This is a genomic window from Aeromicrobium sp. Root472D3, from assembly GCF_001426485.1.
In the GTDB taxonomy this organism is placed as follows: Bacteria; Actinomycetota; Actinomycetes; order Propionibacteriales; family Nocardioidaceae; genus Aeromicrobium.
On sequence record NZ_LMET01000003.1, the window covers coordinates 137,098 to 155,630 of the forward strand.

The following is an 18,533-nucleotide window of genomic DNA, read 5'->3' on the forward strand; positions in this document are numbered from 1 at the left end:
TCCACAGGGGGCGCCGGGGACGGTGGTGCGCCTCGGCCGATCTGGGACATAACAGGGGCATGGACCCGGAACCCGATGATGACGAGCTGGTGCGCGCGGCGCGCCACGGAGACCACGAGGCGTTCGGTGCGCTGTTCGCCCGGCACGTGGGGGTCGCGCGGCGGGTCGCCCGCCGCCTCGGGCCGCCCGCCGACGTCGACGACGTCGTGGCCGAGGTGTTCGCCGGCGTGCTGAGCCAGATGCGCGCGGGCCGCGGGCCGACGGCCAGCTTCCGTGCGTACCTGCTGACCGGCGTCCGGCACGAGGCTCGACGGCGCGCCGTGCTGAGGCGCCGGTGCGTGCCGTTCGCGGACCTCGAGCGGTGGCCGGCGGACCCCGGGCCGTCCGGCTCCGACGACCGCCTGCTCGAGGCCTACGCATCGCTGCCGCCCCGGTGGCGCCGCACGCTGTGGCAGCTCGAGGTCGAGGGCCGACGTCCCCGCGAGCTCGCCGCCGAGCTGGGGCTCTCGCCCAACGCGGTCTCGGCGCTCGGCTACCGGGCCCGGGCCGCACTCCGCACGGCATATCTCGAGCGGTCCCGTGCCGCCTGACGGGCGGGCCGCAGGGGCTGTGGCAGGCTTGCGCCCGTGCGCATCGCCTACGACCCCCACCCCGACGGTGAGCCGGATCCCGGCGAGGTCGTCTGGACGTGGGTGCCGTACGAGGACGATCCCCGGCAGGGCAAGGACCGCCCCGTCCTGCTGATCGCCCGTGACGGCGACGACCTGGTGGCCCTGCCCATGACGTCGAAGGACCACGACCGCGACCAGCAGCAGGAAGCACGCGACGGACGCTTCTGGCACGACGTCGGCAGCGGCCCGTGGGACCCGGCCGGACGTCCGAGCGAGGTGCGGGTCGACCGCCTGCTGACCGTCCGCGCCGCCGAGGTCCGCCGCGAGGGCGCGGTCCTCGACGAGCCGCGCTTCGACGCCGTCGTCGAGGCCGCCCGTCCGCACCTGCCGCGCGGGACGGAGGTCGCATGACCGACACCCGCACCGAGCCCGCCGCCGGCGACGACCACGACGACCACGACGACGGCGGCGACGCCCCGTCGATCCCCCGCATCGACGCCTTCCAGCGCCGTCACCGCGTCGTCGGCATGCCGCTCGCGGTGTTCTACAAGTACTTCGACGACCAGGGCGCGTACCTGTCGGCGATCATCACGTACTACGCCTTCGTCGCGATCTTCCCGCTGCTGCTGCTCAGCACGTCGATCCTGGGCTTCCTGCTGCAGGGCGACGACGGGCTGCGCGACACGCTGCTCGACTCCGCGCTGAGCCAGTTCCCGATCATCGGCACCGAGCTCGGCACCCCCAACGGCCTGCAGGGCTCGACCACCGCGATCGTCGTGGGTGCCGTCACGGCCCTCTACGGCGCGATGGGGCTCGGCCAGGCCCTGCAGAACGCCGCCAACATCGCGTGGTCGGTGCCCCGCAACAGCCGCGCCAACCCGTTCCTGCTGCGGTTCAGGAGCATCGTGTTCCTGTCGATCAGCGGCATCGGCATCCTGACGATCGCCGTCGCGAGCTCGATCCTGGCCAATCCCGACGCGATCAGCAGCGAGCTCCAGCCCGTCATCGGGTGGGTCTCGCGGATCGTGGGATTCCTGCTGATCGTCGGCATCTTCACGGCGGTGTTCCGGCTCGTCAGCCTCGGCCGGGCCGGCATCCGCTCGGTGCTGCCGGGAGCCTTCGTGACGGGGCTGCTGTGGCAGGGCCTGCAGTACGTCGGCAACACGTATGTCCGCGAGGTCATCGGCAAGGCCAACCAGGTCAACCAGACGTTCGCGCTGGTCCTCGGACTGCTGGCGTTCATCTACGTCGCGTCGATCATGGTCGTGCTGGGGCTCGAGGTGAACGTCGTGCTGCGCCGCCACCTGTACCCGCGGGCGCTGCTGACCCCGTTCACCGACAACGTGGTCCTGACCGAGGCCGACCAGCGGGCCTACTCGGCGTACGCCAAGTCGCAGCGGCACAAGGGCTTCCAGTCGGTCGAGGTGACGTTCGTCGACAGCTCGCACCTCGAGCACGTCGAGCCGCCGCCCCCGGCACGGGACGACACCCGCCCGACGCCCTGACGTCCGACCTCCCCGGACCACTACGCTGAGGACGACGACGCCTGTCGTCGCGATGGATTACGTGAAGGTGGCGCCATGCCCACGGGCAAAGTGAAGTGGTACGACACGGCCAAGGGCTTCGGCTTCCTCAGCCGCGACGAGGGCGAGGACGTCTTCGTGCGCGCCGACGCGCTGCCCGAGGGCGTCACGGCGCTCAAGGCCGGTGCCCGCGTCGAGTTCGGCATCGTCCAGGGCAACCGCGGCGACCAGGCCCTGCAGGTGCGCCTGCTCGATCCCGTCACGTCGGTGTCCCGCTCGCAGTCGCAGGCCCGTCGCAAGGACCCCGAGGCGATGGCCGTCATCGTCGAGGACCTCATCCGCATGCTCGACACGGTCGGCGAGGGCTACCGTCACGGCCGCCACCCCGACGCCAAGAAGGCCAAGCCCGTCGCGCAGGTGCTGCGCGCCGTCGCCACCGAGCTCGAGCTCTGACCCCCGGCCGCTGAGCGCGGCTAGAGCGGCTGGGTGTCGTCCGGCCGAGGACGTTCCACGAACGTCGGCAGGTCGAGGTCGGGCGGCACGGGGGTCGAGGGGGCCGACGGCGCCGGGACGCGGTCGGGCCTGCGGGCCTGCGTCACGACCAGCGCGAGCCAGCCGATCAGCAGCGCCCCGATCACGAGCAGACCGACCTGCGGCGAGGCGTCGAGGCTGAACAGGCCGATCCCGAGCAGGCCGCCGATGACCCAGCCGAGCTGCAGCAGCGTCTCGGACCGCGCGAACATGCTGGTGCGGACGCGCTCGGGCACGTCGCGCTGGATCATCGCGTCGAGGCTGAGCTTGCCCAGCGACTGGCAGATGCCGACCGTCAGGCCCAGGATCACGGCGGTCCACCACGTGAAGAACACGCCGACCGTGGCGAGCACCCCCACGTCGAGCACCAGCACGAAGATCACGACCTGCTCGGGCCGCCGCGTGCTCGCCGCCGAGCCGATCAGCGTCCCGATCGTGTTGCCGGCCCCGGCGCCGCCGACGACCAGGCCCAGCAGGATCGTCGCGTTGTGGTCCCAGCCCATCGAGGCGGGTGGCTCACGCAGCGTGAACGCCATGAAGATCGTCAGGAAGCCCGACAGCAGCCGCAGGCCCGCGTTGCTGCGCAGCCCGTTGACGACCGAGCGCGTGATCGTCAGCCCCTTGCGGACCGTGGTCTCGCTGGGGTTGACGAGGTCGACGGGCTCCTCGCCCTCGCTCGAGTCGACCTTGGCGGGCAGCAGGATCGCCAGGACCGTGCCGACCGCGAACAGCAGGGCCGCGTACCGCAGGGCCCACTCGGCGCCGAGCAGGGCGGCACCGCCGGCCAGGGGGGCGGAGATCGCGGCGGCGGCGGTGCCGGTCAGCGAGATGCGCGAGTTGCCCTTCACGAGCGTGAACGTGTCGGGGAGCAGGCGGGGGACGGCCGACGCCCTCGTGACGCCGTACGCCTTGGACGCCACGAGGCAGCCCAGGGCCGCGACGTAGAACGCCGGCGGCGGCGTCGAGTCTGCGACGGCCCCGGCCAGCACCCAGCAGCAGAAGGCGCGCAGCGCCAGCGTCGCGCCGATGGCCCAGCGTCGTCCGCGACGGAAGCGGTCGAGGAACGGGCCGATCAGCGGCGCGACGATCGCGAACGGCAGCATCGTGACGGCCAGGAACAGGGCGACCTGGCCGGTCGCCTCACCGGTCGGGACCGTGAAGAACAGGGTTCCCGCGAGCGAGATCGCGACGGCCGCGTCGCCCGCGGTGTTGAAGGCGTGCAGCTCGAGCAGCCGCGAGAAGCCGCTCTCGCCCGCGCCCCCGGAGTGCGTGAACCGGCGGGCGCTGCTGAAGGCCGTGGTGCCGCCCTTGGCGACGACCCGCGCGGTGCCGCGCGACGCCGTGCGCGTGGCCCGGGCCGCGCGGCTCCAGCGCGACGGCGGAGGGGTCGGCGGCGTCCGGTCGCCGCCGAACGCGGGATCGGTGGCGTGGTCGTACGGCCAGTCGCGCTCCTCCATGCTCCTCATCCTGCCGCACCCCAGGGCGTCGCGCGGTGCACCCTGCCACGACGCGCGCGGCATCGTGGGCGACAATGGGTCAATGCCCCTCGATGACCAGCTCGCAGCAGCCGTCGACGTCGCCCGCGCGGCGCTCGGCGAGTCGGCCGACGCCTCCGCGGTCGGTGACCACGCGGGTGTCGAGGCCGATGCCGAGCTGCTGGTCTCGCACCGCTTCACGTGCCTCAAGCCCGGATATCGCGGCTGGTACTGGTCGGTCAGCGTCTCGCGGGCGCCCGACAGCGACCACGTCACGGTCAACGACGTCGTGCTGCTGCCCGGCGACGAGGCCATCACGGCCCCGGCGTGGACGCCCTACCGCGATCGCATCCGCCCGGGCGACCTGAGCCCCGGCGACGTGCTGCCTCCCGACGAGGACGACATCCGCCTCGTCCCGTCGTGGTCGGCGGGCGACGGCGACGAGCAGACCGACGACCGCTTCTTCGCCCGCGAGGTCGGCCTGGGCCGCGAGTGGGTGCTCTCGATCGAGGGCCGCGAGCTGGCCGCCGAGCGCTGGCAGGAGGGCGAGCAGGGTCCTGACGCACCGATCGCCCAGCAGGCGTCCGGCGTGTGCCACTCGTGCGGCTTCATGGTCAGCCTGGCCGGGCCCCTGTCCGAGCGGTTCGGCGTCTGCGCCAACGGCAAGGCCAACGACGACGGCCGGGTCGTGTCGTTCGACCACGGCTGCGGCGCCCACTCCGGTGCCCGTCTGAGCCGGTCGGCCGGTGCGCAGAAGCTGCCCGACCCGGTCTTCGACACCTTGACGCGCGACCAGGTCGACGGTCTCTGACCGCGTCCCGCACGGTGTGACCCACCGCCCTTCGTGAGACGGCTCACGGGGGGCGGTGTTTTGTTGCGCGATGCATGCAATCGACGTATGGTTGCAGCATGCAACTAGGTAACCGGACGTCCGTCGACGCATCGCCCTCCGTCGTCCCCGCTCCTCCCGTCGCCCGCACGGACGCCGACGAGCCGAGCCACCGCGAGATCATGGAGGTGCTGTTCGGCCTGCTCGCGGCCCTGTTCACCGCGATCCTGAGCAGCACGATCGTGTCGAACGCACTGCCGACGATCATCGCCGACCTCGACGGCTCGCAGACCCAGTACACGTGGGTCGTGACGGCGTCGCTGCTCGCGATGACGGTGTCGACGCCGATCTGGGGCAAGCTCTCCGACCTCATGAACAAGAAGACCCTGGTGCAGATCTCGATCGTGATCTTCGTGATCGGGTCGATGCTCGCGGGGCTGTCGCGCAACCTGCCCGAGCTCATCTCGATGCGCGTCGTGCAGGGCATCGCGATGGGCGGCCTGACCGCCAACGCGCAGTCGATCATCGGCTCGATCATCCCGCCCCGCCAGCGCGGCCGTTACAGCGGCTACATGGGCGCCACGATGGCCGTCGCGACCGTCAGCGGACCGCTGCTCGGCGGGCTCATCGTCGACACCCCGGGCCTGGGGTGGCGCTGGACGTTCTTCGTCTGCGTCCCGCTGGCCGTCATCAGCCTGATCGTGCTGCAGAAGTACCTGCACATCGCGACGATCCGCCGCAAGGTCGACTTCGACTACGCGGGTGCCGTGCTGATCGCGATCGCCGCGAGCCTGCCGCTGCTGTGGGTCACGTTCGCGGGCGACTCGTTCGCGTGGCTGTCGTGGCAGACCGCGGCGTTCCTGGGCGGCACCGTCGTCGCGGCGCTGCTGGTCGTGCGGGTCGAGCTGCGCCACCCCGAGCCGCTGCTGCCGATCGCGGTCGTCCGCGAGCGCACCACGGCCCTGGCGATCATCGGCAGCGTCGCCGTCGGCATCGCGATGTTCGGCGGCTCGGTGTTCATCGGCCAGTACTTCCAGGTCGCCGGTGGCCGCACCCCGACCCAGGCCGGACTGCTGACGATCCCGCTCATGGTCGGCTCGCTCGTCGGCACGCTCGTGTCGGGGCAGCTCATCACCCGCTTCGGCCGCTGGAAGCGCTTCCTGGTCATCGGGTCGGTCTCGCTGATCGTCGGCATGGGACTGCTCTCGACGATCAGCCACACGACGCCCGAGTGGCACGCGATGGTCTTCATCGCCTTCGTCGGCGTCGGCATGGGCATGCTGCTGCAGAACTACGTGCTCGCGGTGCAGAACACCGTCGACGTCTCGCAGGTCGGCGCGTCGAGCGCGACGGTCGCCTTCTTCCGCTCGCTCGGCGGCGCGGTGGGCGTCTCGGTGCTCGGTGCGATCCTGGCCGCGCAGGTCAAGGACGACGTCACGTCCAAGCTGTCGGCGCTGGGCGTCGACACCGCGGGTGGCAGCGGCTCGCTGCTCGACGTCAAGAGCCTGCCCCCGCAGGTCGCCGAGATCGTGCGCGCGGCCTACGGCGACGCGACCGGGACGATCTTCGGTGTCGCGGCCGTCGTCGCGGTGCTGAGCCTCGTCGCGGCGCTGCTGATCAAGGAGGTGCCCCTGCGCACCACGGTCAGGAAGGCATCCGACGACGTCCAGGCCTGACCCTGGGCGCAGGCCGGCGTCAGTCGACCTTGCGGCGGCGGCCGGGCTGCATGCGCAGGGCGTTGCGGCGGCGGCGGCAGTACTCGATGCCGATCAGGCCCAGGCCGAAGCCGGCGACCGCCGTCCACAGCCACCACGTGCGGCCCTCGGCGTCGAGGGTGCCGAGGAACGGCAGGAGCGCGATCGCCGTGACGCCCCACACGATCGTGCCGACCGTCATGGTGCGGACGCCGTCGACGTCCATCGGCTCGACCTCGGCGACGCGGTGCGTCGTGCGGCCGATCTCGAGCTCGGTGACGTCGGGGCGGCCGAACTCGTGCCGCCGCGCGGCGCGCTCGAGGCGGGCGATCTCGCGATGACCCATCTTGCGCTCGATCGTCTCGGGCCCGTCGCCCTGCTGGATGACCCAGTCGTCCTGATCGCTCACGTGACCACCGTACCCGCCCGGATCGTGAGCGTCGTCGCCTCCTGTCATGCTGATCTGCAATGAATCCGCGTCATCGCCGGCTGCTGATCCCCGGTCTGCTCCTCGCCCTGCTCGTCGTCGTGCTCATCAGCTCGGTGGCGAACCGGTCCGACGCGGCCGAGGCGGGGCCGCAGACCGTGAGCACGCTGTCCGACGGGCGCATCAACGAGTCCAGCGGCCTCGTGGTCAGCCCCGACGACCCCGACCGCGCCTACACGATCAACGACTCCGGCGGCGCCCCCGTCGTCTACGCCGTCTCGATCTCGACGGGCCGCACGCTGGGTGCCGCGACGATCGACGCCGACCTCGTCGACACCGAGGCCCTCTCGATCGACCCCGACGGCACGCTCTGGATCGCCGACACCGGCGACAACCGCGGTGAGCGCACCGACGCGGCGCTGTACTCCCTCCCCGAGATCGCGGACGGCACGACGTCGGTCACGGCCGAGCGGTACCCCGTCACGTACCCCGGCGGGTCCATCGACGTCGAGGCGCTCGCGATCGACCCGACGTCCGGCGCGAAGTACCTGATCAGCAAGGGGCTGTTCGGCGGCACGGTCTTCCGGCTGCCCGACGACCTCGCCCAGGACCGACCCAACCAGCCCGAGACCCTGGCCGGCGACGTGCCCGGTCTGGTGACCGACGCCGCGTTCACGCCCGACGGACGCCACGTCGTGGCCCGCGACTACTCCGAGGCGTACGTCCTCGACCCCGTGACGTGGCAGATCGAGGCGTCGTCCGAGCTGCCGCCCGTCGACCAGGGCGAGACGCTCGCGATGGAGGCGGGCGGACGGTCGTACCTGATCGGCAGCGAGGGCACGGCGTCGCCGCTGATCCGCGTGCCGTTCACGCCGCCCGCCGGCGGCGACGCGAGCGACGGACCGAGCGCCACACCGACCGAGGCGACCTCGGGACGCACCGGCACCGCGGTGCCGCCCGACGGCGGCGGCTTCGCCGGTGCCACGTGGTTCTGGGGCTTCGTCGTCGTCGCGCTGCTCGCGGCGATCAGCGGTGCCATGACCACGAAACGGCGCTGACACGACACGGTTGCGCCGCGGAGACACGCATCTGGCATGCTGCCTCCTCGGACCCGTCTCACGGCGAGCGGGCCGGCCGTGACGGGAGCCCCATGACCACCACGCTGGAGCAGTACTTCAAGATCTCGCAGCGCGGGTCGACGATCGGCCGCGAGGTGCGCGGCGGCGTCGTGACCTTCCTGACGATGGCCTACATCATCGTGCTGAACCCCGTCATCCTCGCGGGCGTCGCCGACGCGGACGGCAACTTCCTGGGCGGCGGGTCGGAGCCCGGCTCGGGCTTCGCGACGATCGCGGTCTGCACGGCTCTCGTCGCGGGTCTGCTGACGATCCTGATGGGCGTCGTCGCGAACTTCCCGCTCGCGCTGGCGACGGGCCTGGGGCTCAACGCCTTCGTGGCCTTCTCGGTCGCGAGCCAGATGACGTGGGCCGACGCGATGGGCCTCGTGGTGCTCGAGGGCATCATCATCCTGCTGCTGGTGCTGACCGGATTCCGCAAGGCCGTGTTCGACGCCGTCCCCCGCCAGCTCAAGACCGCGATCGCCGTGGGCATCGGCCTGTTCATCACGATCATCGGCTTCGTCGACGCGGGCTTCGTGCGCACGACCGGCAACGCCGCGCCGCCGATCGGCCTGGGCATCGGCGGGAGCCTGTCGGGCTGGCCCGTGCTGGTCTTCTGCATCGGCCTGCTGGTCATGATCGCCCTGCACGCGCGCGGCGTCCCCGGCGCGATCCTGATCGGCATCGTGGCCACGACGGTGCTGGCCGGCGTCGTGCAGGCCCTGACCGACACCCCCGCCAGCGGCGGCGACCCGACGTCCACGGGCTGGAACCTCAACGTCCCGTCGTGGCCCGACAGCCTCGTGCAGAAGCCCGACTTCTCGCTGCTGGGCGAGTTCTCGCTGTTCGGCTCGTTCGAGCGCGTGGGCTTCGTGACGGCCGCGCTGCTGGTCTTCACCCTCCTGCTGGCCGACTTCTTCGACACGATGGGCACGATGACGGCGATCGGCGCCGAGGCCGACCTGAACGACGCCGACGGCTCGCCCGAGGGCGCCCAGCGCATCCTCGTCGTCGACTCCATCGCGGCGATGGCCGGCGGAGCCGCGGGCGTCTCGTCCAACACGTCGTACATCGAGTCGGCCTCCGGCGTCGGCGACGGCGCGCGCACGGGCCTGGCGTCGGTCGTCACCGGCCTGCTGTTCCTGCTGTCGACGTTCTTCGCGCCGCTGGTCGAGCACATCCCCAGCGAGGCGGCGGTGCCGGCGCTCGTGCTCGTCGGCTTCCTGATGATGAGCCAGGTCAAGAACATCGACTGGGACGACGTAGAGGTCGCGATCCCGGCGTTCCTGACGATCGCGCTCATGCCGTTCACGTACTCGATCACCGCGGGCATCGGCGCGGGCTTCATCGCCTACGTCGTCATCAAGGTCGTCAAGGGCAAGGTCGCGGCGGTGCACCCGCTGCTGTGGGTCATCGGCGTGCTGTTCGTGATCTACTTCGCGATCGACCCCATCTCCCGCTGGCTCGGCTGACGAGGGGGTTGCGGCCCGCCGGGGAGGGGCTTGCGGCCCCTTGGCCGGGACGTGGATACCGTGAGGCATGCGCATCGCACTCGGAGACAAGGTCCCCCACGTCGCTGACGGAGCGTGGGTGGCGCCCACCGCGACGCTCGCCGGCTCGGTCGTGGTCGAGGAGGGCGCCAGCATCTGGTACGGCGCCGTCCTGCGCGCCGACAACGAGCCGATCACGATCGGCCGCCGCAGCAACGTCCAGGACAACTGCGTCTTCCACGTCGACCAGGGCAAGCCCGTGACCCTCGGCGAGGGCGTCTCGGTGGGGCACGGGGCCGTCGTGCACGGTGCCACGGTCGGCGACCACGTGCTGATCGGCATGAGCGCGACCGTCATGAACGGGGCCGTCATCGGCGACGAGGTGCTCGTGGCCGCCGGTGCGCTCGTCACCGAGGGCATGGTCGTGCCGCCCCGCTCGCTCGTCGCCGGCGTCCCGGCCACGGTGCGCCGCGAGCTGACCGATGCCGAGATCGCGAAGCTGCACACCAATGCCGAGATCTACGAGGGGCACCGCGAGCTGCACCGCGGCGGGACGGTCCTCGAGGGGCGGTGACCCTCTCCTCGAGGGGCGGTGACCCCCTCCTCGAGGGGCGGTGACCCCCTCGTCAGCGGGGGGTCAGAGGTGATCGACGACCCAGTCGATCGAGCGGGTCAGCTGCGTGACGTCGTCGGGGTCGATCGCCGGGAACGTCGCGACCCGCAGCTGGTTGCGGCCCAGCCCGCGATAGCTGTCGACGTCGACGACGCCGTTCTCGCGCAGCGCCGCCGTGACGGCGCCCTGGTCGACGCCCGCGAGGTCGATCGTGCCGACGACCAGCGACCGCTCGGCGGGCGCCGTGACGAACGGCGACGCGTACGCCGACGCCTCGGCCCACTCGTACAGGCGTCGCGACGAGTCGGCGGTGCGGCCGACGGCCCAGTCGAGACCGCCCTGCGCCAGCAGCCACTGCAGCTGCTGGTCCATCAGGAACAGCGTCGCGAGCGCCGGCGTGTTGTAGGTCTGGTTCTTGCGCGAGTTGTCGATCGCCGCCGGCAGGTCGAGGAAGCCGGGGACGTGACGACCGCCGGCCTTGATGCGCTCGGCGCGGTCGATCGCGGCCGGTGACATCAGGGCGATCCAGATGCCGCCGTCGGACGCGAAGCCCTTCTGGGGCGCGAAGTAGTAGACGTCGGTCTCGCTGACGTCGACGGGCAGGCCGCCCGCACCGGACGTCGCGTCCACCAGCACCAGCGCGCCGTCGTCGATGTCATGGGGCCGCGCGACGGGTGTCATGACGCCGGTCGACGTCTCGTTGTGCGCCCAGGCGTAGACATCGACGCCGCGGGTCGCGTGGGGGAGCGGGTGCGTCGACGGATCGGTCTCGAGGATCTCGGGCTCGTCGACGAACGGCGCCTTCTGCACCGCCGTCGCGAACTTGCGGGAGAACTCGCCGTGCACGAGGTGCTGCGAGCGGCGCTCGACCAGGCCGAACGTCGCGGCGTCGAAGAAGGCGTGCGAGCCACCGACGCCGAGCACGACCTCGTAGCCGTCGGGCAGCGAGAACAGCTCGCCGAGCCCCTCGCGCAGGCTGCCGACCAGGTCCCTGACCGGCGCCTGTCGGTGCGACGTGCCCATCAGCGACGTGCCCGTCGCCGCGAGGGCGTCGAGCGCCTCGACGCGGATCTTGGACGGACCGGACCCGAAACGTCCGTCGCGGGGCAGGAGCTCGGCGGGGATCTTCACGCCCCCAGTCTCTCAGGACGCTCACACCGTACGGTTGAGGGCGTGTGGACATGGGTGGACGGGGCCGAGGACATCGTCGTCGAGGGCGGGTTCGCCGTCGGGGACGACGTCGTGTGGCCCGTCCTGACGACCGACTTCGACGAGCTCCTGCCGCAGCTGCCCGACGGCCTGGCGGACGACGTCGAGGTCGCGAGCGCCGTCGACGACGACGGCGACGGCGAGGCCGCCGGCACGATCGTCCGCATCGTCATGCTGACGGGGCGTCGCCGCACCTCGGCGAGCGAGATCACGGCGACACCGGCCGAGCACGTGCAGGTGCTCGACATGGCGGGCTTCCTCGTCGAGCTCGCCCCCGACGCGTAACGCATCCGTCACATTCGTCACATTGGGTGGCCGAGGTCACAAGGTGTTCGTACGATGCCCCACATGGCATCTGACCCCGCGACGAGCTCAGGGACACCGGCGACGATCGAGGTTCCCCTCTCGGAAGGCCTCGAGCACACGCAGGGCGAGTGGGAGGCGGCGACCGCCGCGGTGCTCCGCAGGTCGCGCCGGCTCACCGACGACGCCGACGACGGTGACGTGTGGGCCACGCTCGCCACGACGACCCTCGACGGCATCCGTGTGACGCCGCTCGGCACGCCGGCGCTGTCGGCCGACCTGGGCGACGGCGGGCTGCCCGGCCAGGCGCCGTTCACCCGCGGCGCGACGGCGACCCGCGAGCTCGACGGGTGGGACGTCCGCGCCTGGTTCACCGATCCCGACGTCGAGCGCACGGCCCGCGACGTCGTGACGGACCTCGAGAACGGCGTCAACTCGCTGTGGATCTCCGCCGGCACGGGCGGGGTGCCGATCGACGCTCTCGCCACGGTGCTCGAGCCGGTCTTCGTCGACCTCGCCGCCGTGACGCTCGACGCGCCGTTCGAGCCGCTCGAGGCGGCCCGCGCCCTCGCGGCGGTCATCGCCGACAAGGGCGTCTCGGCGGCCCCGGGCACGAGCTTCGGCGCCGACCCGATCGGCGCCGCCTTCCGCGGCCGCGGCGTCGTCGACTTCGACGCGACGGTCGAGATCGCGCACCTCGCGCAGCCCCTGGGGGTGCGCGCCCTCACGGTCGACGCGACCGCCGTGCACGACGCCGGCGCGTCCGACGTCCAGGAGCTCGCCTACTCGCTCGCGGCCGGCGCCCAGTACCTGCGCCTGCTGGTCGAGGCCGGCCTCGACGTCGAGCAGGCCGCGGCGCTGATCGACTTCCGCTACGCCGCGACCGACGAGCAGTTCCCGACGATCGCCAAGCTGCGAGCCGCCCGCCGGCTCTGGAACCGCGTCGCCGAGCTCAGCGGGGTCACGACCGCCGCGGCCGGGCAGCTGCAGCACGCCGTCACGTCGCGGCCCATGATGTCGCGCTACGACCCCTACGTGAACATGCTGCGCACGACGGTCGCCTCGTTCGCCGCCGGCACGGGTGGCGCCGCCGCCGTCACGGTGCTGCCGTTCGACGAGCCGTTGGGCCTGCCCGAGCCGTTCAGCCGTCGCATCGCCCGCAACACCTCGAGCCTGCTGATCAGCGAGTCGCACGTCGCCGCGGTGACCGACCCGGCCGGCGGCTCCCACGCCGTCGAGAAGCTCACCGACGACCTCGCCCGCGCGGCCTGGGAGCTGTTCGGCGAGATCGACGCGACGCCGAGCCTCGAGGCGGCCCTCGACCTGCTGCGGGGCCGCATCGAGCAGACGGTGTCCGACCGCGCCCTCGCGATCGCCCGTCGGCAGCGACCGATCACGGGCGTCTCGGAGTTCCCGCAGGTCGCCGAGACCCTGCCCGACCGCCGCCCCTACGCCCGCCCGCTCGACGTGCACCGCTACGCCGGCGAGTTCGAGGCGCTGCGCGACGAGCCCGCCGCCGCGCCCGTGTTCCTCGCGTCGATGGGCACCGTCGCGGCGTTCACGGCCCGCTCGACGTTCGCCGCGAACCTGCTGGCCGCCGGAGGCGTCGAGACCGTCGTGGCGGGGCCCAGCGAGGGCGTCGACGACGTGCTCGCGGCGTACTCGTCCGCGGGCAGCCCCGCGGTCGTCTGCCTGGTCGGCAACGACAAGGGCTACGACGCCTGGGGCGCCGAGCTCGTCGCGGCGCTGCGCGACGCCGGCGCCCGTCACGTCGTCCTGGCCGGCACGGCCGACGTCGGGGCCGACACGACCATCGCGGTGGGCGTCGATGCGCTGGCCTTCCTCCGCTCGATCCGACAGGAGATCGCATGACGGTCCCGCACACCTTCCAGGGGCTCCCGCTCGATCCCGAGCAGCCCCACGAGCCCGATCCCGAGACGTACGCGAGGGCCACCGACGGCGCCGAGCCGTGGGCCTCGCCCGAGGGCATCGACGTCGAGGGCCTCTACACGCCCGCCGACCTCGAGGGCCTCGACGGCCTCGACACGTACCCGGGCCTGACGCCGTTCCTGCGCGGCCCGTACCCCGCGATGTACACGACGCAGCCGTGGACGATCCGGCAGTACGCGGGATTCTCGACCGCCGAGGAGTCCAACGCGTTCTACCGCCGCAACCTCGCGGCGGGCCAGAAGGGCCTGTCGGTCGCCTTCGACCTCGCGACGCACCGCGGCTACGACTCCGACAACCCGCGCGTCGTCGGCGACGTCGGCATGGCGGGCGTCGCGATCGACTCGATCTACGACACGCGCAAGCTCTTCGAGGGCATCCCGCTCGACGAGATGAGCGTGTCGATGACGATGAACGGCGCCGTGCTGCCGGTGCTGGCGCTCTACATCGTCGCGGCCGAGGAGCAGGGCGTGCCGCCCGAGAAGCTGTCGGGGACCATCCAGAACGACATCCTCAAGGAGTTCATGGTCCGCAACACCTACATCTACCCGCCGGCGCCGTCGATGCGGATCATCTCCGACATCTTCGCGTACACGGCGCAGAAGATGCCGCGGTTCAACTCGATCTCGATCTCGGGCTACCACATCCAGGAGGCCGGGGCGACGAACGACCTCGAGCTCGCCTACACGCTGGCCGACGGCGTCGAGTACATCCGCGCCGGCCTCGACGTGGGCCTCGACATCGACGCGTTCGCCCCCCGCCTGAGCTTCTTCTGGGCGATCGGCATGAACTTCTACATGGAGGTCGCCAAGCTGCGCGCCGCCCGTGCCCTGTGGGCCCGGCTCGTCGCCGACTTCGACCCGAAGAACCCCAAGAGCCTGAGCCTGCGCACCCACAGCCAGACGTCCGGCTGGTCACTGACCGCGCAGGACGTGTACAACAACGTCGGTCGCACCGCGATCGAGGCGATGGCCGCGACGCAGGGCCACACCCAGTCGCTGCACACCAACGCGCTCGACGAGGCCATCGCGCTGCCGACCGACTTCAGCGCGCGCATCGCCCGCAACACCCAGCTGCTGCTGCAGCAGGAGTCGGGCACGACCGACGTCATCGACCCGTGGGGCGGCTCGTACTACGTCGAGCGCCTGACGCACGACCTCGCGAACCGCGCCTGGGCGCACATCCAGGAGGTCGAGAAGGCCGGCGGCATGTCGAAGGCCATCGAGGCCGGCATCCCCAAGATGCGCATCGAGGAGGCGGCCGCGCGCACGCAGGCCCGCATCGACTCGGGGCAGCAGGCCGTCATCGGCGTCAACACGTACCGGCTGGCCGACGAGGACGCGCTCGACGTGCTCAAGGTCGACAACAAGGCGGTCTACGCCTCGCAGATCGCCAAGCTCGAGCGCCTGCGCGCCGAGCGCGACCAGGCCGAGGTCGACGCGGCCCTCGAGGCCCTGACCCGCAGCGCCGCCAAGGGGTCGGCGAGCGACGGGTCGCTCGACGACAACCTGCTCCACCTGGCCGTCGCCGCGGCGCGGGCCAAGGCGACGGTCGGCGAGATCTCCGACGCCCTCGAGAAGGTCTACGGGCGTCACCAGGCCGTCATCCGTACGATCTCAGGTGTGTACCGCACCGAGGCCGGCCAGGCCGGCAACGTCGCCCAGGTCATCGAGGCGACCGAGGAGTTCGAGAGGGCCGAGGGCCGCCGCCCGCGCATCCTGGTCGCGAAGATGGGCCAGGACGGTCACGACCGCGGCCAGAAGGTCATCGTGACGGCCTTCGCCGACATGGGCTTCGACGTCGACGTCGGCCCGCTGTTCTCGACGCCAGAGGAGGTCGCCCAGCAGGCGATCGACGCCGACGTCCACATCGTGGGCGTGTCGTCGCTCGCGGCCGGGCACCTGACGCTGCTGCCGGCGCTCAAGGAGTCGCTGGCCGAGCTCGGACGTCCCGACATCATGATCGTCATCGGCGGCGTCATCCCGCCCGACGACGTCCCGACGCTGCTCGAGATGGGCGCCGCGGCGGTCTTCCCGCCCGGCACCGTGATCGCCGACTCGGCGCTCGACCTGCTCGACAAGCTGCGCACGACGCTCGCCCCGTGACGGGGGCCGTCTGATGGTCGACGTCCAGGAGCTGGCGGACGACCTGCGGGTCGGCCGGCGTGCGTCGATCTCGCGCGCCATCACGCTGGTCGAGTCGCGGCGGGACGACCACCGGGCCGAGGCGCGCGAGCTGCTGGGCCTGCTGACCGAGTCCGCGGGCGGTGCGATCCGCGTCGGCATCTCGGGGGTGCCGGGCGTCGGCAAGTCGACGTTCATCGAGGCGCTCGGCACGCACCTGATCGACGAGGGCCACCGCGTCGGCGTGCTCGCGGTCGATCCGTCGAGCGTCCGCACCGGCGGGTCGGTGCTGGGCGACAAGACGCGCATGGCGAGGCTCGCGGTCAGCCCCGACGCGTTCATCCGTCCGTCGCCCAGCGCCGGCACGCTCGGCGGCGTCGCACGGGCCACGAGCCAGGCCATGACGGTGCTCGAGGCGGCGGGGTTCGACGTCGTCCTGGTCGAGACGGTCGGGGTCGGCCAGTCCGAGATCACGGTCGCCGGCATGGTCGACACGTTCCTGTTCCTGACGATCGCGCGCACCGGCGACCAGCTGCAGGGCATCAAGAAGGGGATCCTCGAGATCGCCGACGTCATCGCGGTCAACAAGGCCGACGGAGACCGTGCGCAGGAGGCCCACGCGACGTCCAAGGACCTCGCGGGTGCGCTGCGCATGGTCTACGCCGGCACGCAGGACTGGGTGCCCCCGGTGCTGACCTGCTCGGCGCTCGAGGGCACGGGCATCGACACGGTCTGGAACCGCGTCGTGCGGCACCGCGAGTTCATGGGGGCCAAGGGGCTGCGCGAGAAGCGGGCCCAGCAGCAGCTCGACTTCACGTGGGCGCTGGTGCGCGACGAGCTCGACCAGCGGCTGCGCAACGATCCTGCCGTCGCCTCGGTGCGGGCCGAGATCCGCGAGGCGGTGCTGTCGGGCGAGATGCCCGCAGCGACCGCCGCCGACCGGATCCTCGAGGCCTACGACTCCTGACGCTGCGCGGCCGCCAGGGCGTCGCGCAGGCCGTCGGCGGTGAGCCGGGGACCGTAGCCGGGCGTGTCGGTCTCGATGCGCCAGCTCTCGGCCAGCGGGCCGAGGTCGACGACGTCGAAGCCGATTTGGTCGATCAGGCCCGCGACGGTCGCCTTGGCCTGCTCGTCGTCGCCGGCGATCGCGAGGGCGCGACGGTCGTCGGTGCCGCCGGGCTGGGCGTGCCCGGTGATGTCGGCGGCCGCGATGTGGTTGAACGCCTTGACGACGTGCGAGCCGGGCAGGCGGTCCTGCAGCAGCTGCGAGCTCGTGGTCGACCCGTCGTCGAGGACGTCGATGTGCCCGTCGCGCTGCGGGTAGTAGTTGTTGGTGTCGATCACGACCTTGCCGGCGAGGGGCTCGACCGGCACGGTGTCGATCGCCTTGAGCGGGATCGTCACGACGACGAGGTCGCCGGCGGCGGCCGCCTCGGCCGGGGTGGCCGCGGAGGCGAGCTCGCCGAGCTCGGCGACGAGGTCGGCGAGGGTCTCGGGCCCCCGCGAGTTGCTGAGGACGACGTGGTGTCCGTGAGCCGTCGCCGCGCGGGCGACCTGGGAGCCGATGAGGCCTGATCCGATGAGTCCGATGGTGGTCATGGGCGGTTCAACGCCCGTGTGGCCGGAGTCATTCCTGGCGAGTTGTGCCGATGGCCGGGCAGCGTGACAGGATCGTCCGGTGAAGCGATCCGTGACGTCCCACCTCGAGCTCTACCTGCACGGCGAGGCCGACCTGATCCTGTCGGTCGCGGTCGCCGAGGGGGCCGACGCCGACGAGACGTTGACGATCATCTCGAACGGCTCCTCGATCGAGGCGCACGAGGTCGCGGGACGCCACGGCACGCGCCTGCACCGCCTCGTGGGCCCTCCCGGCCCGATGGTCATCGACTACGCCGCCGAGGTCACGGGACAGGCCGATCCGATCGGCACCGAGGAGCTCGACATCATCGAGTACCGCCGGCCCAGCCGGTACTGCGAGTCCGACACGCTCTTCCCGACCGCCAAGTCGGAGTTCTCGGGCGTCGAGGGCAAGGAGCTGCTCGACGCCGTGAGCTCGTGGGTCGGCGACCGGCTCTCGTACGTCGCCGGCGCGAGCCAGCCCACCGACGGCGCCGTCGCCACGATGCTGGCGCGCGCCGGCGTCTGCCGCGACTACACGCACCTCGTGGTGGCCCTGCTGCGCGCGCTCGACGTGCCGGCACGCCTCGCCTCGGTCTACGCACCGGGCCTGTTCCCGATGGACTTCCACGCCGTCGCCGAGGCGCACGTCGAGGGCGAGTGGCACGTCGTCGACGCGACGGCGCTGGCCCCGCGCAGCTCGCTCGTGCGCATCGCGACGGGCCAGGACGCGTCCGAGACGGCCTTCCTGTCGCAGCACGGCGCGGCCGTCGACCTGCGGCGGATGAAGGTCACGGCCGTCGTCGACGAGCTGCCGACCGACGACCTGACCCGGCTCGTCGCCCTGCGCTGACCGGCGCCGCCCGACGGGACTACGCGGCCGTAGTCCTAAATAACTAGTCGCGCCGCGAAAGTCAAGACTGCACTTGCGGTCGAGAGTTCGCTACTGTCTTTCTCAGAGGCACCGACGCGAAGGCGTCGTGGGGCCGGCCGTCTCGGGGGGATGGCCGGCCCCCTCTCACG

Annotated in this window: 17 protein-coding genes and 1 pseudogene; 14 read left to right on the top strand and 4 right to left on the bottom strand. The window is 71.9% G+C overall.

All coding sequences use genetic code 11. From position 1 onward, the window contains the following. Positions 1 to 59: 59 nt before the first annotated feature. From ASD10_RS17720 to ASD10_RS17735, 4 genes are all read left to right on the top strand, one after another. Positions 60 to 590: an RNA polymerase sigma factor gene (locus ASD10_RS17720; RefSeq protein ID WP_082556397.1), complete on the top strand. Its 531-nt coding sequence runs from the start codon at positions 60 to 62 to the stop codon at positions 588 to 590. A 36-nt stretch (positions 591 to 626) separates the two neighbouring features. Further along, positions 627 to 1,022: a type II toxin-antitoxin system PemK/MazF family toxin gene (locus ASD10_RS17725; RefSeq protein ID WP_082556398.1), complete on the top strand. Its 396-nt coding sequence runs from the start codon at positions 627 to 629 to the stop codon at positions 1,020 to 1,022. Next, positions 1,019 to 2,116, top strand: a complete 1,098-nt coding sequence (locus tag ASD10_RS17730) for a YihY/virulence factor BrkB family protein (RefSeq protein ID WP_082556399.1) — start codon at positions 1,019 to 1,021, stop codon at positions 2,114 to 2,116. The genes ASD10_RS17725 and ASD10_RS17730 overlap by 4 nt, the downstream gene beginning before the upstream one ends. Before the next feature lie 75 nt (positions 2,117 to 2,191). Beyond that, on the top strand, positions 2,192 to 2,587 hold the full coding sequence (locus tag ASD10_RS17735) for a cold-shock protein (RefSeq protein ID WP_056612224.1): 396 nt from the start codon (positions 2,192 to 2,194) through the stop codon (positions 2,585 to 2,587). 20 nt (positions 2,588 to 2,607) lie between these two features. Here ASD10_RS17735 and ASD10_RS17740 read toward each other — a convergent pair whose 3' ends face one another. Continuing rightward, positions 2,608 to 4,122 carry an MFS transporter gene (locus ASD10_RS17740; protein WP_235502119.1) on the bottom strand — a complete coding sequence of 505 codons (1,515 nt, stop codon included), beginning with the start codon at positions 4,120 to 4,122 and terminating at the stop codon, positions 2,608 to 2,610. A gap of 82 nt (positions 4,123 to 4,204) precedes the next feature. Between ASD10_RS17740 and ASD10_RS17745 the strand changes: the two genes are divergently transcribed. Further along, on the top strand, positions 4,205 to 4,951 hold the full coding sequence (locus ASD10_RS17745) for a DUF3027 domain-containing protein (protein WP_056612228.1): 747 nt from the start codon (positions 4,205 to 4,207) through the stop codon (positions 4,949 to 4,951). A gap of 98 nt (positions 4,952 to 5,049) precedes the next feature. Next, on the top strand, positions 5,050 to 6,645 hold the full coding sequence (locus ASD10_RS17750; protein ID WP_056612230.1) for an MDR family MFS transporter: 1,596 nt from the start codon (positions 5,050 to 5,052) through the stop codon (positions 6,643 to 6,645). 19 nt (positions 6,646 to 6,664) lie between these two features. Here the strand turns inward: ASD10_RS17750 and ASD10_RS17755 are convergent, their stop codons facing one another. Next, on the bottom strand, positions 6,665 to 7,072 hold the full coding sequence (locus tag ASD10_RS17755; protein WP_235502120.1) for a DUF2530 domain-containing protein: 408 nt from the start codon (positions 7,070 to 7,072) through the stop codon (positions 6,665 to 6,667). Between the two features lie 59 nt (positions 7,073 to 7,131). Here ASD10_RS17755 and ASD10_RS17760 point away from each other — a divergent pair, with 59 nt between their 5' ends. The 3 genes from ASD10_RS17760 (at position 7,132) to ASD10_RS17770 (ending at position 10,272) form a co-directional block, all read left to right on the top strand. Next, positions 7,132 to 8,148, top strand: a complete 1,017-nt coding sequence (locus ASD10_RS17760; RefSeq protein WP_056612234.1) for a hypothetical protein — start codon at positions 7,132 to 7,134, stop codon at positions 8,146 to 8,148. A gap of 92 nt (positions 8,149 to 8,240) precedes the next feature. Then, complete coding sequence (locus tag ASD10_RS17765) at positions 8,241 to 9,680, top strand: NCS2 family permease (protein WP_056612236.1); 1,440 nt, start codon at positions 8,241 to 8,243, stop codon at positions 9,678 to 9,680. 67 nt (positions 9,681 to 9,747) lie between these two features. After that, positions 9,748 to 10,272 (top strand): gamma carbonic anhydrase family protein, encoded by a 525-nt coding sequence (locus tag ASD10_RS17770; RefSeq protein ID WP_056612239.1) that lies wholly within the window; start codon positions 9,748 to 9,750, stop codon positions 10,270 to 10,272. Between the two features lie 63 nt (positions 10,273 to 10,335). Here ASD10_RS17770 and serC read toward each other — a convergent pair whose 3' ends face one another. After that, on the bottom strand, positions 10,336 to 11,442 hold the full coding sequence (gene serC, locus ASD10_RS17775) for a phosphoserine transaminase (protein ID WP_056612242.1): 1,107 nt from the start codon (positions 11,440 to 11,442) through the stop codon (positions 10,336 to 10,338). Positions 11,443 to 11,484: 42 nt separating this feature from the next. On the opposite strand from serC, the gene ASD10_RS17780 reads away from it, so the two are divergent. From ASD10_RS17780 to meaB, 4 genes are all read left to right on the top strand, one after another. Continuing rightward, positions 11,485 to 11,805, top strand: coding sequence for a hypothetical protein (locus tag ASD10_RS17780; protein ID WP_157432729.1), 321 nt, complete (start codon positions 11,485 to 11,487; stop codon positions 11,803 to 11,805). Between the two features lie 63 nt (positions 11,806 to 11,868). Continuing rightward, the gene (locus ASD10_RS17785) at positions 11,869 to 13,695 is read left to right on the top strand and encodes a methylmalonyl-CoA mutase family protein (RefSeq protein ID WP_056612247.1); all 1,827 of its coding nucleotides are present in this window, start codon (positions 11,869 to 11,871) and stop codon (positions 13,693 to 13,695) included. Then, positions 13,692 to 15,875, top strand: a complete 2,184-nt coding sequence (gene scpA / locus ASD10_RS17790) for a methylmalonyl-CoA mutase (RefSeq protein ID WP_056612249.1) — start codon at positions 13,692 to 13,694, stop codon at positions 15,873 to 15,875. Before ASD10_RS17785 ends, scpA begins: the two co-directional genes overlap by 4 nt. Positions 15,876 to 15,888: 13 nt before the next feature. Next, positions 15,889 to 16,860: a methylmalonyl Co-A mutase-associated GTPase MeaB gene (gene meaB / locus ASD10_RS17795; RefSeq protein ID WP_056612251.1), complete on the top strand. Its 972-nt coding sequence runs from the start codon at positions 15,889 to 15,891 to the stop codon at positions 16,858 to 16,860. Here the strand turns inward: meaB and ASD10_RS17800 are convergent. Then, positions 16,848 to 17,513 (bottom strand): annotated as a pseudogene (locus ASD10_RS17800) (NADPH-dependent F420 reductase); the annotation flags it as partial. The gene meaB and the pseudogene ASD10_RS17800 overlap by 13 nt on opposite strands. Positions 17,514 to 17,571: 58 nt before the next feature. On the opposite strand from ASD10_RS17800, the gene ASD10_RS17805 reads away from it, so the two are divergent. Next, positions 17,572 to 18,363 carry a transglutaminase family protein gene (locus tag ASD10_RS17805; protein WP_056612257.1) on the top strand — a complete coding sequence of 264 codons (792 nt, stop codon included), beginning with the start codon at positions 17,572 to 17,574 and terminating at the stop codon, positions 18,361 to 18,363. Positions 18,364 to 18,533 lie beyond the last annotated feature (170 nt).

What these genes read in the sequence shown, in the direction of transcription:
- ASD10_RS17720 (WP_082556397.1), top strand. Translation starts at nt 60, where the DNA reads ATGGACCCGGAACCCGATGATGACGAGCTGGTGCGCGCGGCGCGCCAC.
- ASD10_RS17730 (WP_082556399.1), top strand. Translation starts at nt 1,019, where the DNA reads ATGACCGACACCCGCACCGAGCCCGCCGCCGGCGACGACCACGACGAC.
- ASD10_RS17735 (WP_056612224.1), top strand. Translation starts at nt 2,192, where the DNA reads ATGCCCACGGGCAAAGTGAAGTGGTACGACACGGCCAAGGGCTTCGGC.
- ASD10_RS17740 (WP_235502119.1), bottom strand. Translation starts at nt 4,122, where the DNA reads ATGGAGGAGCGCGACTGGCCGTACGACCACGCCACCGATCCCGCGTTC.
- ASD10_RS17745 (WP_056612228.1), top strand. Translation starts at nt 4,205, where the DNA reads ATGCCCCTCGATGACCAGCTCGCAGCAGCCGTCGACGTCGCCCGCGCG.
- ASD10_RS17750 (WP_056612230.1), top strand. Translation starts at nt 5,050, where the DNA reads ATGCAACTAGGTAACCGGACGTCCGTCGACGCATCGCCCTCCGTCGTC.
- ASD10_RS17760 (WP_056612234.1), top strand. Translation starts at nt 7,132, where the DNA reads ATGAATCCGCGTCATCGCCGGCTGCTGATCCCCGGTCTGCTCCTCGCC.
- ASD10_RS17765 (WP_056612236.1), top strand. Translation starts at nt 8,241, where the DNA reads ATGACCACCACGCTGGAGCAGTACTTCAAGATCTCGCAGCGCGGGTCG.
- ASD10_RS17770 (WP_056612239.1), top strand. Translation starts at nt 9,748, where the DNA reads ATGCGCATCGCACTCGGAGACAAGGTCCCCCACGTCGCTGACGGAGCG.
- ASD10_RS17785 (WP_056612247.1), top strand. Translation starts at nt 11,869, where the DNA reads ATGGCATCTGACCCCGCGACGAGCTCAGGGACACCGGCGACGATCGAG.
- scpA (WP_056612249.1), top strand. Translation starts at nt 13,692, where the DNA reads ATGACGGTCCCGCACACCTTCCAGGGGCTCCCGCTCGATCCCGAGCAG.
- meaB (WP_056612251.1), top strand. Translation starts at nt 15,889, where the DNA reads ATGGTCGACGTCCAGGAGCTGGCGGACGACCTGCGGGTCGGCCGGCGT.